Origin of the sequence: Neisseria sp. HMSC065D04 (assembly GCF_001815675.1) — a bacterium.
Taxonomy (GTDB): domain Bacteria; phylum Pseudomonadota; class Gammaproteobacteria; order Burkholderiales; family Neisseriaceae; genus Neisseria.
Genome location: NZ_KV821560.1, coordinates 1 through 12,841, shown reverse-complemented (window position 1 = coordinate 12,841; position 12,841 = coordinate 1). Strand labels below are relative to the sequence as shown.

14 protein-coding genes are annotated in these 12,841 nt (G+C 52.0%); 6 read left to right on the top strand and 8 right to left on the bottom strand.

All coding sequences use genetic code 11. The annotated features are described in order from the left end of the window. Positions 1 to 617: 617 nt before the first annotated feature. From HMPREF3050_RS12740 to truC, 3 genes are all read right to left on the bottom strand, one after another. Positions 618 to 893, bottom strand: coding sequence for an oxidative damage protection protein (locus HMPREF3050_RS12740; RefSeq protein ID WP_003762149.1), 276 nt, complete (start codon positions 891 to 893; stop codon positions 618 to 620). Between the two features lie 81 nt (positions 894 to 974). Continuing rightward, complete coding sequence (locus tag HMPREF3050_RS12735) at positions 975 to 2,210, bottom strand: type VI immunity family protein (RefSeq protein ID WP_070775048.1); 1,236 nt, start codon at positions 2,208 to 2,210, stop codon at positions 975 to 977. Between the two features lie 703 nt (positions 2,211 to 2,913). Beyond that, positions 2,914 to 3,621: a tRNA pseudouridine(65) synthase TruC gene (gene truC, locus HMPREF3050_RS12730; RefSeq protein WP_070775050.1), complete on the bottom strand. Its 708-nt coding sequence runs from the start codon at positions 3,619 to 3,621 to the stop codon at positions 2,914 to 2,916. A gap of 185 nt (positions 3,622 to 3,806) precedes the next feature. Here truC and HMPREF3050_RS12725 point away from each other — a divergent pair, with 185 nt between their 5' ends. Together HMPREF3050_RS12725 and rsgA are read left to right on the top strand one after the other, a co-directional pair. After that, positions 3,807 to 4,535, top strand: a complete 729-nt coding sequence (locus HMPREF3050_RS12725; protein ID WP_039404238.1) for an LOG family protein — start codon at positions 3,807 to 3,809, stop codon at positions 4,533 to 4,535. 214 nt (positions 4,536 to 4,749) lie between these two features. Beyond that, complete coding sequence (rsgA, locus tag HMPREF3050_RS12720; protein ID WP_070775046.1) at positions 4,750 to 5,616, top strand: ribosome small subunit-dependent GTPase A; 867 nt, start codon at positions 4,750 to 4,752, stop codon at positions 5,614 to 5,616. A gap of 561 nt (positions 5,617 to 6,177) precedes the next feature. On the opposite strand, the gene HMPREF3050_RS12715 is transcribed toward rsgA, so the two are convergent. The 5 genes from HMPREF3050_RS12715 to tsaB all read right to left on the bottom strand — a co-directional run bounded on the left by HMPREF3050_RS12715 (position 6,178) and on the right by tsaB (position 9,543). Continuing rightward, on the bottom strand, positions 6,178 to 6,846 hold the full coding sequence (locus tag HMPREF3050_RS12715) for an HAD-IA family hydrolase (protein WP_070775044.1): 669 nt from the start codon (positions 6,844 to 6,846) through the stop codon (positions 6,178 to 6,180). Positions 6,847 to 7,082: 236 nt separating this feature from the next. Continuing rightward, on the bottom strand, positions 7,083 to 7,577 hold the full coding sequence (locus tag HMPREF3050_RS12710; RefSeq protein WP_003763765.1) for a hypothetical protein: 495 nt from the start codon (positions 7,575 to 7,577) through the stop codon (positions 7,083 to 7,085). Between the two features lie 60 nt (positions 7,578 to 7,637). Then, positions 7,638 to 8,432, bottom strand: a complete 795-nt coding sequence (locus HMPREF3050_RS12705) for a uracil-DNA glycosylase family protein (protein WP_070775042.1) — start codon at positions 8,430 to 8,432, stop codon at positions 7,638 to 7,640. Then, positions 8,426 to 8,869, bottom strand: coding sequence for a ribosomal protein S18-alanine N-acetyltransferase (gene rimI, locus HMPREF3050_RS12700; RefSeq protein ID WP_003762174.1), 444 nt, complete (start codon positions 8,867 to 8,869; stop codon positions 8,426 to 8,428). Before rimI ends, HMPREF3050_RS12705 begins: the two co-directional genes overlap by 7 nt. Then, positions 8,866 to 9,543 carry a tRNA (adenosine(37)-N6)-threonylcarbamoyltransferase complex dimerization subunit type 1 TsaB gene (gene tsaB, locus HMPREF3050_RS12695; protein WP_070775040.1) on the bottom strand — a complete coding sequence of 226 codons (678 nt, stop codon included), beginning with the start codon at positions 9,541 to 9,543 and terminating at the stop codon, positions 8,866 to 8,868. Before tsaB ends, rimI begins: the two co-directional genes overlap by 4 nt. Positions 9,544 to 9,829: 286 nt before the next feature. On the opposite strand from tsaB, the gene HMPREF3050_RS12690 reads away from it, so the two are divergent. From HMPREF3050_RS12690 to vgrG, 4 genes are all read left to right on the top strand, one after another. Beyond that, on the top strand, positions 9,830 to 10,396 hold the full coding sequence (locus tag HMPREF3050_RS12690) for an NADPH-dependent FMN reductase (protein ID WP_070775038.1): 567 nt from the start codon (positions 9,830 to 9,832) through the stop codon (positions 10,394 to 10,396). Between the two features lie 307 nt (positions 10,397 to 10,703). After that, on the top strand, positions 10,704 to 11,243 hold the full coding sequence (locus tag HMPREF3050_RS12685; RefSeq protein ID WP_070775036.1) for a DUF3304 domain-containing protein: 540 nt from the start codon (positions 10,704 to 10,706) through the stop codon (positions 11,241 to 11,243). Positions 11,244 to 11,396: 153 nt separating this feature from the next. Continuing rightward, positions 11,397 to 11,759 (top strand): hypothetical protein, encoded by a 363-nt coding sequence (locus tag HMPREF3050_RS12680; RefSeq protein ID WP_070775034.1) that lies wholly within the window; start codon positions 11,397 to 11,399, stop codon positions 11,757 to 11,759. Positions 11,760 to 11,944: 185 nt separating this feature from the next. Further along, positions 11,945 to 12,841, top strand: an 897-nt coding sequence (gene vgrG / locus HMPREF3050_RS12675) for a type VI secretion system Vgr family protein (protein WP_141758455.1), incomplete at its 3' end; no start/stop codon positions are given.

The window sequence follows — 12,841 nt, the reverse complement described above, 5'->3', positions numbered from 1 at the left end:
CTGTCGGGGGAAGGGCTTTTTTGCAAAGGTCTCAATCGGTTTGTATTTGTATGAGGAGCCGGTGTTCCAGTGTGAGATAAATAATTCTTTGAACACTTCCGTGGGTAAAGCCTACGCGACGTTTTCTCCCTTTATTCAGGACAAAGGTTGTCTGAAAGCATAGGTGTAGCAGGTCAAAGAAACCATGTTGAGGTCGTCTGAAAACAGATGATTGGCGAAATTCATTTGAGCTTTTGCGAAAACCAGTCTTGAAGAATGGCAAATTTTGATGGGTTATTGCGATTCGGCCAACTCTTGTCCAAAGGATGCAATAAGCTGGCGGTAAATTTGATAAGCTGATAAACGGTTGCGATTTTGGTATTTTTCATCCTCTTTTACGGGGGAGAGGAATAGGAAAAATACGGAAATAGCGGAAATATAGTGGATTAAAATTGCAATGATACGGTGTTGCCAACGCCCTTATGTACTACCCGTACACGGCGGGCGTTGCCGCCTTGTTTCATTTTTATTTTAATCCACTATAAAATGAAACGGCTTTGCCGCAAGTTTATTGATACAAAAAGGTCGTCTGAAATCCGATTTTCGTTTTCAGACGACCTTTTGAGCAAATGATGGCGTTATTTGGGCTCTTGCGGCACATAACCTTGAACGGCATCTGCACCGTCGCCGAAGAAATACTGTTCCATTTGTTGTGCCAGATATTCGCGTGCGCGCGGGTCGGCGAGGCTCAAACGGTTTTCGTTAATCAGCATGGTTTGGTGGCGTGTCCACGCATTCCAAGCTTCTTGGGATACATTTTCAAAAATGCGCTTACCCAACTCGTTGGGCAGCGGTGGGAATTTCATACCTTCGGCTTCTTTGCCGAGTTTGACGCAGTGAACCATACGGGTCATGGCGGTTTTCCTTCAAAAACGGGGTTTCAGACGAGGCATATTTTAACGTATCGGCTGACGTTCGGAAAGGCGGGGAAGGGCTTACCACATTGCCTTTCTGCGCAAAGGTTCGTTATGGTCGCCTTTGACAAGTTCCCAAATGGTCAGACCCATTTGGGGTCCGAGTAGCACATCTTGTGTCCGCACACCTTCTCCCTCAGGGAAAATTTCGCCTTTATTGAAATGGCGGGTTTCACCGTCAAAGCTGGTGATTTTCCACATGCCCGAAATCGGGACAGGCTCTTCCTCGACGCCGATGATTTCCTGCGGCGCTTGGGTATAGATCTTCTTGCCGTCTTTTTCTTCCACCTCCCAGCCGTCCCATCTTCTCGACCAATAATACATCTGTTCGCGGGTAATGCCGCCCATATTTTCGCGCGGATATTTTTCGCGTATCGGTTCTAAAGCTCGGTTTAGCGCAATGTAGTCCAAGGGTAAATCTTCGCGGATATCCCCTGTTTCGGGCAAGCTGCCGATTTTAAAAACCTTGATACCGGCAAAGTCGCGCAGAGTAATATCGGGATGATTTGCCAAAACAGGCTCTATCCTGCCTGCCGGTAGCTGTCCGTAAAGTTCCCTGCCAACCAATGTATACCAACTGATACTGCGTATGTTGTATCTATAAAACGTTGACAAATAATCGGTAGTAACCGGAATTAGACCGAAATTCTCGCGGCAAACCCCGTATTCGTATGGCGCACCATCGTAATAGTTATGCGGTGGAATTGCTGCCAGTCCGATATAACCGTGGAAAACATCCAGCTTCTCTGCAATCTTGTCGACAAATTCATCTAATTTTGCCAAATCTTTGGGGGAAGACAAAATTTCCAGTGGCAGATTAAAAAGCAGAGTGCCTAACGGCATATGCGGCTCATTTGCCAAACCTGCGGCAATAGAGGTAATGTCGAAATAATAGGATGCGCTGGTATCTGCATGCTCGCTTTGCATTCCCCACATCACCTCTGGCGGATTTTCCTTCCGATTGTCCAACCACCGGTAGATTGTATCCCGTTCTTTCAGATATGATTTTTCGGTCAGTTTGACTTTTTTAATATCCCTATGGCCTCTTTCGTGCCTAGCTATTGTCAGCTTGTCTTTCGCCCATTCGTAATAGAAATCCATCAAACCGGTTAAGGCATCGGCGACATCATCGCGGGTATTGAAATAGACTGCGCCGCGTATGCCCAGTTGCAACAGGGTAAAGCCATGTTCGTTGTAGCGTTTGGTGCGGTCGGCGGTGTAGCGGATGGCGGCGAGTTGCTTTTCGATGTCGTTCATGGAATGTCCTTATGTTGATATGACAAACGTCGTCTGAAAGAGTGTAGCGTTTTCAGACGACCTTTACCGCAAAGTAGGATTATTCGGTATGAATGAGGGTTGAACGGAATGGGGTGGCAGGGATGGGGTCGTCTGAAAACCGTGTCCGGCTTTGCAGAATCACCAGCCCGCCTTGTTGGTACGACCTTTCGCTTACGCCTCAAACGTATCCAGCCAAATCCACTAGCTCTCGTCAGTATCGGCACAACAAACCGTAGCGCGGGTTCTACCCGCGAAGCAGATGTCAGCACAAATACCCGACTCAAACTGACGGACGGAAAATCCCGCGGGCAAAGCCCACGCTACGGGGTTCGGTTATCTCAAGTGAGTTTTGATGAATAAAGGTCGTCTGAAAACCGCGATCGGCTTTGCAGCATCACCAGCCCGCCTGTTGACGCGACTTTGCGCTTACGCCTCAAACGTATCCAGCTAAATCCGCCGGCTCTCGTCGATATCGGCACAGCAAACCGTAGCGCGGGTTCTACCCGCGAAGCAGATGTAAGCACAAATACCCGATTCAGACTGACGGACAACAAATCTCGCGGGCAAAGCCCACGCTACGGGGTTCGGTTATCTCAAAGCGTGTTTTGATGAATAAAGGTCGTCTGAAACCCGTGTCCGGCTTTGCGGCATCACCAGCCCGCCTGTTGGCACGACTTTTCGCTTACGCTTTAAACGCATCCAGCCAAATTCGCCAGCTCTCGTCGGTATCGGCGCAGACGGTCAGGGTTTCGCCGTTTTCGATGCTTTGGAACGACAGGCTGCGGGCGTGGAGCATGAGGCGGGTGGTGCCGAGGTGGGCGGCTGTGGCGTGGTTTTGGCGCAGGTCGCCGTAGTTGGTGTCGCCGACGATGGGGTGGAAGATGTGTTTCATGTGGCGGCGGAGTTGGTGTTTGCGGCCTGTGTGCGGGATGAGTTCTGCCCACGAGTAGCGCGAGGTCGGGTAGCGGGCGGCGGATTGGAAGGGCAATTCGGTGCGTGCAAGGCAGCGGTATCGGGTTTGGGCTTCTTGGAGGGTGGCTTCGGTTTGGGATTCGGCGATTTTGTCGGGCTGATATTTGAGGGGGTAGTCGATGAGTCCGTCGTCGGGCAAATATCCGCGCACGATTGCCCAGTAGGTTTTGCGTGTGGTTTTTTGTTCGAACTGCTGCGTCAGCAGGCGGGCGGCTTCGGGGTCAAGGGCAAACAGGAGGACGCCGGATGTGGGGCGGTCGAGGCGGTGCGCGGGATAGACGTGTTGTCCGATTTGGTCGCGCAGGGTCTGCATGACGAACTGTGTTTCGTGGCGGTCGAGCCAGCTTCGGTGGACGAGCATTCCGGCGGGTTTGTTGACGGCGATGGTGCGGCTGTCGCGGTAGAGGATGTCGAGCATGGCGGGATGTGGGCGGAAATGGGGGATTGTAACGCAAGCGGTCGCGGCTGAGACGACAATCTTGGGCTGAAACGCATGATTCGGTTCAAATAAGGAACACTTGCTGCCGTTCATGTTTGCGTTTTCAGACGACCTCGGGTTCTGTCGGTTACAATGTGGGGGTTCAACAAGATGAAGGAAAAACCGTGAGCCTGCTCAAAAAACTGCCCAAGCCTATGCTGACCGATGAGGCGCGCCGCGAGATTCAGGCGCGGGAGTCGTATCATGTTTTGAAGATTATTTCGGAATTTGTCGAGGCGGGCGAGGAGCTGCGGGCGATTCAGCCTGCAGTCAGCATTTACGGCAGCGCGCGCACGCCGGAAAACCATCCCGACTACGAATTTACGCTGCGTCTGGCGCGCAAGCTCTCGGATGCCGGTTTTTCCGTCATTTCGGGCGGCGGGCCGGGGATTATGGAAGCGGCGAACAAGGGCGCGTTTGCGGGCGCAAGCCCTGCGGTCGGGCTGAATATCGTGTTGCCGCACGAGCAAAAAGCCAATCCGTATCAGGATTTGTCTATCAAGTTCCAGCATTTCTTCCCGCGCAAAGTGATGTTTGTGAAACACGCGGTCGCGTATGTCGTCATGCCCGGCGGCTTCGGCACGCTGGACGAATTGTTTGAAAGCCTGACGCTGGTGCAGACAGGCAAAACGCCCGACCGCCCGATTATCTTGGTGGGCAAGGATTTCTGGTCAGGCTTGTTGGACTGGATACGCAAAGAGTTGCTCGGGCGCGGGCTGATTTCGGAAGCTGATATGGATTTAATCCGACTGATTGACGGTGAAGACGAAATCATCGAAGAAATCTTCGCGCATTACGAAAACCGCTTGGAAGATTTTTCCGAAGGCGTCAACGCGTGGTCGCTCGGATTGTGATGGGCTGAGAGGTCGTCTGAAAACCTTCCGAATCCTGCGGGTTGAGTTGAAATCAAGACCAAGCGGCAACGCCGTATCGGTTTCCAGTTAATCCACTATAGAATCGTTTCAGACGACCCCTGCCTATTTCGGTACAATACCTTTTCTCTTCGCCGCAAGGCAGCCACGCCGCTGCGAATATTCCCTTTATCCACCCCACCCGACCCAACCGTTCATGACCGATACCGCTCAAATCATTACCAGCTACGGCCGCCGCTACATCGTGCGCACGCCCGACGGCAAAACCTACGAAGCCAGCACGCGCAAAAAGCGGGTGGACTTCGCCTGCGGTGACCGCGTGCATATCCAAAACATCAACGCCGAACAAGCCGTCATCGAAGACTACCTGCCGCGCGAAAGCCTGCTTTACCGCCAAGACGCTTGGAAAACCAAGCTCATCGCCGCCAATGTCAGCCAGCTCCTTATCGTTACCGCCGCCGTTCCCTCGCCCAGCGAAGCCCTGTTGCAACGTGCCCTCCTTGCCGCCGAAGCCGTGGGTATCCAAGCCGTCATCATCCTGAACAAAGCCGATCTGCCCGAAACCGCCCTCTGGCGCGAAAAACTCAAATTCTACGAAACGCTCGGTTATCCCGTCATCGAAACCCGCGCGCTGGAAAACGCCGACATCCTGCGCCCCGTCCTGCAAGGGCATACCAACATCCTGCTCGGACAAAGCGGCATGGGCAAATCCACCCTGACCAATGCCCTCTTGGGCAACCAAACCGCCCGCACCGGCGACATCTCCACCGCGCTCGACTCCGGCAAACACACCACCACCCACGCCCAGCTTTACGATTTAAACAAAGAAACCCAATTAATCGACTCCCCCGGTTTGCAAGAATTCGGGCTGCACCACCTAGAAGCCGCCGACCTGTTGCAATATTTCCCCGACCTGAGCCACCTCGTCGGGCAATGCCGCTTCCACAACTGCACCCACCGCGCCGAACCCGGCTGCGCCGTCAAAGCCGCCGCCGAAGCAGGCGAAGCCAAGCCCGAACGCATCGAATTTTTGCAACGGATAACGGATGAGTTGTTGAGGTAGGGATAAGCGGTTGGTCTTGGTGAACTAAAAAAGGTCGTCTGAAAACTTGAGGGGTAGGTTTTCAGACGATCTTTTTTATTGTGGAGAGGGTTTGGGATGGAGAAGCGATTGATTCATTCAACGCGGAGGATTTCTCCGAGCAGGCTTGCTTCGTCCGATGGTCGGCAGCACGCCGTAATGCTTCGAAAAAAGCGTAGCGTGGGCTTTGCCCACGATATTTGCCAATTGATTTCTGAATCAGACCATAAATCGAGTTTTTTCGTGGGCAAAGCCCACGCTACGGTGGTGGGTCTTCGTTGAGTGGTTTGGGATGGAGAAGCGATTGACTCGTTCGACACAAAGGATTTCTCCGAAAAGGTACGCCTAGCCCGATGATCGGCAGCACGCCGCAATGCTTCGAGCAAAGTGTAGCGTGGGTTTTGCCCACGAAATCTGCCAATCGGTTTCCGAATCAGAAATCAGTCAATCGGTTTCTAAATCGGATCATAAACCGAGTTTTTCGCGGGCGAAGCCCACGCTACGGTTTGGCTGTCTGCATCGTTAAAGGGTTTGTGCTTTGCGTTAAACCTTGCCCGTCCAATCAAACGTTTCCAAAAAATCAGGCAACTCGGAGAGGCTGTCGAATATGGCAAGATGCGGGGCGGTGTGCAACATGGCGGCGGAGTGTGCGCCTGTGGTGAGGGCGACGGCGGGGGCTTTGGCGTTGGCAGCCATTTCCAAGTCGTGGGTCGTATCGCCGACAACCAAAGTTTCCTGCGGCGTCAGCCCCAGTTCGTCGCATAGTTTGAAAACCATGTCGGGTGCGGGTTTGGAGGCTTGTTCGCTGGCGCAGGTCGTCGCCATCCAAAAATCGGCTGTACTGGTTTGCGCGATAGAGCGGTTGAGTCCTATCCTGCCTTTGCCTGTGGCGACGGCAAGCCAGTAGCCTTGGTTTTGCAGGGTGTGCAGGCAGGGTAGGGCTTCGGGGAAGAGCGTCATGTTTTGGTTGTTGGGGTTGAGATAGTGTGCGGCGTAGGTTTCCGTCAATTCTTCGCGCATGTGTTCGCCGGCATGCGGGGCGAGGCGGCGGATGATTTCCGGCAGGCTGTAACCGATGAGGGCGCGGACGGCATCGTCATCGGGAACGGGCATACCGCAGTCGGCAAAACTTTGTTGGAAGGTGCGGATAATCGGGCGCGTCGTGTCTGCCAGCGTTCCGTCCCAGTCGAAGATAATCAGTTTAGGTTTCATCGTGCGCTTTCTTTCAGACGACCTTGGGGCAAGATGGAAAAATCATAGCAGAAAATCTGATGCTTGCCTGCTTACGGATTGATGCAAACGTTAAAAAATCCTGCCTGAATTCAAACGCTAAGAACGAATGAATTTGGGTAAAGGGGTCGTCTGAAAAGTTTCAGACGACCCCTTTTTTATGGTTTTTTGCCGGAGAATATGAAGGAAGACGTTGCTCTGACTCCCTGTTGTCAGGCTTATCTTTTCATTTTGTGGAAGATGATGGGCTGTTCCGGCGCACGGGTCAGTTGGCGCGGCAGCGTCAGCATTGCCAATATCCAGACGCTCAATGCGTAAAGAAATATCCCGCCTTGCCGCATGCCGCCCAATGCCGCGCTGCCCAGTAATGATTCCAAGATAATCACGACCAAAGCCGCTGCACACGCCGCCGCGCCGCTTAAAAACAGGGCGTAGTGGAAATGGCGGCGCATCATTTTTTTGTAGGCGAGTTTGGTCAGTCCGCCCGCGATAATCAGGTTAAAAAAACCGAATACGCCGCAGATAAACCAAACGATGGCGTCATCCCAGCCCGCTACTTGCCGCAACTGCCCGTTTTGGAAGGTCAGCAGCAGTCCGGAATGGCGGAACAGCCCGACTGTGATGATTTCGTGCAGCAGCAATGCCAGAGGCAGGGTCAGGAAAATCAGGGCAATCAGCAGCGGGCGGTAGGGTTTTTCTTGGGTGAGGTACATGATGGATAGGGAAGGGGTCGGATGTGGTGCGGGATATGTTTGGAACGCTGTCGGCGTGCCTTAATTCAGTATCTGCCGCACTTGTTTCAAAACCTGCCAGGCTTTTGCTTTGAGCTGCGGTTGGCGCAGCAGGCGGGCAGGGTGGGGAAGGATGAAACGGGGTGTGTCGCCGCATAGGGTGTCTATCAATGGGGCAAGTTCGGGTTTTTCAAAGATTTGCCCCACCAATAAAACAGCCTTCGCCTGCGTATCGGCAAGCTCTCGGGCAAGCTGGGGCAGCTCGGCTTGGATTTGTTCGTCAGTAGGGTGCGGACTGAAAACGGGCGCCGCTTTGACCCAGCTGGTTTTATATGCCTGCTGCGGCGTCAGGCGGATGGCGGCAAGCATATTGTCGAGCAGGACGCCGACCGCGCCGTGAAAGAGCTGTCCGTGCAGGCTGTCTTCGGTTGCGGGACAGATGCTAATAATGATGACTTCGGACGGACGCGCTTCGGTTTGCAGGCGTGGGAGGTCGTCTGAAACGGTTTCGGCGCTAGTTTTGCCGGTGTTTTCGGGTAAGGAATGCGTCCGCGCGGACGGGGAAGGCGCGTCAACTGGCGCGGCAGACGGCGGGATGGGGGGCGTTGTTGCGGAGGCGGTTTTTTCGTGTTGAACCGCCGCCATCGCCGCCATGCGGGCATGATGTGCCGATGCGGAAATCGTGCGGACGGCTTCGGCAACTTGGGCGGCAGCAGGTTTTTGCGGCTGCGTAACGGGCGCATCGCCCGCAGGCGGGATGACTTTGGCGTGACGGTTCAGCCACATCGGGCCTAAGCCTAATGCCTGATGCAAGTGGAGATAGCGGCTGCTTAACATGGTTTTTCCATTAATACGGCGTCTTCATGCCCGCCTTCGGGCAGGGAATAGTAATGTTTGCGGATGCCGACCTCGGTAAAGCCGTATTTGAGATACAGCGATTGGGCGGCGGCATTGCCGGCGCGGACTTCCAACAGCAGGCGCGTGATACCGGCGGTTTGGGCGTGGCGGAACCAATGTTCCAAAAGTGCGGCGGCAATGCCTTGGCGGCGGTATTCGGGAGCGGTGGCAATCAAATGCAGCTCGGATTCATCTAATATATCCTGCCACACGATAAAGCCGCTGATGACGCCGTCGGTCTCGCAGACCCACAGTTTATCCGTACTCTGCGCCAATGCGGAGGCAAATTGTTTCACAGACCAAGGCGACGGGTTGCCGACCGCATCAATTGCGGCAAGGGCAGGGCAGTCGTCTGAAAAAGCGGGGCGGATATTCATGCCTGCGCTTTCCGTTCTGCCTGCTCTTTGGCGGTCAGGGCGACTTTGTTGCGGACATAAAGCAATTCGGCGTGCGCGGCATCGGACGCGCGATAACGCCCGCTGAGTGCCAGCTTGAGATAGTCGGAAGCGGCAGGCATTTTCGGCGTGCCGGCAAAGGGCGGCGCATCGGTCAGCGCAAACGCATTGCCTATGCCGCCGGTAAACGCACGGCCTTCGGGTTCGACAATTTCAGCCGCTTTGCCGACCTGATAATCGCCGAGCCGCCGGTGCGCGCCCGTGTCGAACCATGCGTAAAACACCTCGCCCATACGCGCGTCGGTTGCCGCCAGTACGCAGCTTTGTCCGGGCAGCAGATACGCCGCCGCATCCAGACAGGGGATGCCGATGAGGGGCGTATCAAACGGCGTCGCCAAACCTTGCGCCACGCCTGTTCCAATACGCAAACCGGTAAACGCGCCGGGACCTTGTGCATAGACGATCACACCCAAATCCGCCGCCGCAATACCGGCTTGTTCAAACAAAACACGAATCTGCGGCAGAATCAAATCGGATTGTTTCGTGCCGACATCTTCATGAAACGAAACAATCTGTCCATCGGTTTGCAACGCGAGGGACAGGTAGGAAGTGCTGGTGTCGATGGCAAGGACAGGTCGTCTGAAATCGGCTTGCATGGCGTGTTCTTCAAGATAAAAATTTTAGGATGGATTATAGCATTGTCGTCTTGATTCATGCCCGATAGGGTTTTCAGACGACCTCAATGATGTTTCAACACTTTAAAAAAGGACTTTCTCGAAACTGGAGCAGGGCAGGCAAGCCGCTACCAAACCGATTTCCCAACTCAGGTCTGCCTTGCGCAGAATGGTCAATTTGTTCCCAACAGGATTGACGACAATCAACCGGCGGCTTTAAAATGAATTCAAGAATCGTTATTATTTTTACATCATCAGGAGAAAATTTATGGCAAAAAAAGTCAGCATTTTAGTAGGCAGCCTGCGTAAAGGCTCGTTCGCCCGCAAAGTGGCGCAAAACGTCATCCCCATGTTCCCCGAAGGCTACGATGCCCAAATCGTCGAAATCGGCCATTTGCCGCTCTACAATTTCGACTACGACGACCCCGCCGAAACCGACTTCCCTACGCCCGAAAGCTACACCGCCTTCCGCGAAACCATCAAAGCTTCCGACGGCGTATTGTTCGTTACCCCCGAAAACAACCGCACCGTCCCCGCCTGCCTGAAAAACGCAATAGACATCGGCTCCAAACCCAACGCCGACGTCGCATGGAAAAACACGTCCGCAGGCATCATCAGCCATTCCGTCGGCAAAATGGGCGGTTACAGTTCGCAAAAAAACCTGCGCCTTGCCTTGTCCTACTTCAATATGCCGCTGACCGGACAGCCCGAAGTCTTCCTCGGCAACTCCCCCACCTTGTTTGACGACAACGGCAAACTCATCGAATCGGCGCGCAGCTTCGTCCAAGGCTATATCGACCAACTCGTCGCCCTCATCGAGAAGAACCCCAAATAAACACAGCAGAAAACTGTCAACTTTAGAAAATAGCTGATTTTCTAAACATCAAAGGTTTAATGAAGAAAGGTCGTCTGAAATCTAAGGTTTCAGACGACCTTTCTTTTAAATCAATAACGTCAGGAGGGGTGCACATCAAAAGCTCGTCTGAAAAAAGCAAATCCAACGGGTCTGCAACCATTCAGACGACCCATCAGCCGGTTATCCCATTCGCTTTACCCATTACATCGTTCAAGCTACTATACGAACTACGTTGTCATTTAAAAATGCGCCGCCCTGAACATTGCGGCGGGCAAAAAGGAAAAAAATGAAAAAATTATTTAGATTTTTAGGCTTGGTAGTTTTAGTCGCCGCTCTTCCGGTTTTATCGATCTATGCCTCTTCAGTAAAAGAAATCTTCAATCAAAAGGATGATTTTTTTGTGGATACCGATAAGGAACGCTCGTTTGCATTTATGCTAAGCAATTATTCTGACCAAGGTGTAATGATAACTTATCACAAGGCTGGAGAGACATGGACTTTAAGCGATATAGGGCCTTATTTAGAGGAAGGGGGAGGACAATGTTGCGTTTCCATCCCCCGCTGGCATGAGGGAATGACGCTGCCATTGACCTTGACGATAAGCACGGATACAAATGAATTTGAAGAGCGTAACGTTAATGCGAAGGTAGATAAATTTACCGATGAAGACAACGGATTATTGCAGTTTCACATTTTGCCGGATTATTCAGTGCGTGTATTAATTTCAAGTTACGGTAGACAGAGGCCGGAAAATCCCATGCATCAGCTTCATGAAACTTTGAAAAAAGATAACGAAGCATACCGTAAGGAAAATCCGGATTTTTAAATTAAGATGGGCGGAACGATGAGCAAAGCTGAATAATGATTTTCGCAAAACCGTTTATATAAATAGGGTACTCTACCGGCTATTTCCTATGGGTTATTGAGTAATCGGAATAACTTATGTTGCCAGCCCGAATATTTGCTGTCGAAAGAAAATATGAATTTAGAGATCCGACACGATAGTATGTATTGGCATGTAAAAAGAAATGATTTAAAAGAAATAATTTCTTCATTACAAAGAGAAGGGAATTATTGGGAAGGGCAGGTTTTTTTAACAAAGTGCAAGAAAGAATACAACCTTTCCTTTAGAGTTTTTATGAATTCAAATGATGAAGATGAGTTTGATATAACTGACGGTCAGTTTACTCTTTCAATATCCGATGATACCTTTTCCTTGTTGGAAGAATATAGTGTCATGGTCGGTAAATATGGCACGCCCTTTTCACATGAATTGAATGATCTATATTTCATCTCATTAAAAAAATGGTTGAGTTGCTATATTTATGTAGAAAGTTATTAGGATGTCTTTATCCATTTCTACAATATGTACGGGATATATGTGTAAACAGGTTGCCCCAAAATAAGTCGTCTGAAAAGCTTAAATTCCTTTTCAGACGATCTTTCTACCGTTTATCCCATTTGCTTTACCGTTGATGCCGTTTAAGTTATTATGTAAACTCTATTGTCATCTTTAAATTTAACGCCATGACTGCCCGCCAATCCTACCACCTCACCTTCGCCCGTTTCTCCCCCTCCCTCTCCGTCAAATCCTTCACCGCCTCCGAAGCCGCCAACACCGTCTACCGCGTCGAAATCACCGCAACCTCCACCGATTCCTCCCTGCCGCTGTCTTCCTACCTCAACCAGCGCGCAGCGTTTGAAATCCGTCCGCAGGAGGCCGTATTGTCTGAGGTGGCTGCCGCTTTTTCAGCCGGTTCGGACGAGTTTCCGGCGAAACAATGGCAGGGCATTGTGACTTCATGCGAGAAGCTGTCCGTATCCAAGGATGAAACCGTTTACCGCTTTGTTTTAGAGCCGCGTTTCGCGGCTTTAAAACATTTCCAATCCTCCCGACTGTTTCAAAACCAAACCGTCCCCGACATCGTTGCCGCCGTCTTCAAACACCACGGCTTCTCCGGTGTCGACTACCGTTTCCAAAAAAGCCGCAGCTACACCGTCCGCGAGTATGTGACCCAGTACCTCGAAAGCGACTTCGACTTTATCAACCGTCTGTGTGAGGAAGAAGGTATTTGGTACGCCTTCGAACAGCATGAACAACATGGCGACGTAGTCGTCTTCGGCGACAGTCCCGAACACTACTTCCGCGATCAAAGTCTGCCCGTTTCCTACCGACCCCATGCCGGGCTGGAAAGCGTCGGTACAGAAGCACTCTTCAACCTCAGCATCCGCCACAACCCCATCGTCGAAGGCATACGCAGTGCCGACTACAACTACCGCACCGCCGATACCGACCTCTTTGCCGAAACCGACAACAAACAGTCTGAAGAGTCTGCCGACAACACCGTCTTATTGGGCAAACAACAAAACTGGGGCCTCCATCCCAAAACCCCCGACGAAGCCAAAGTTCAGACGACCCTGTTG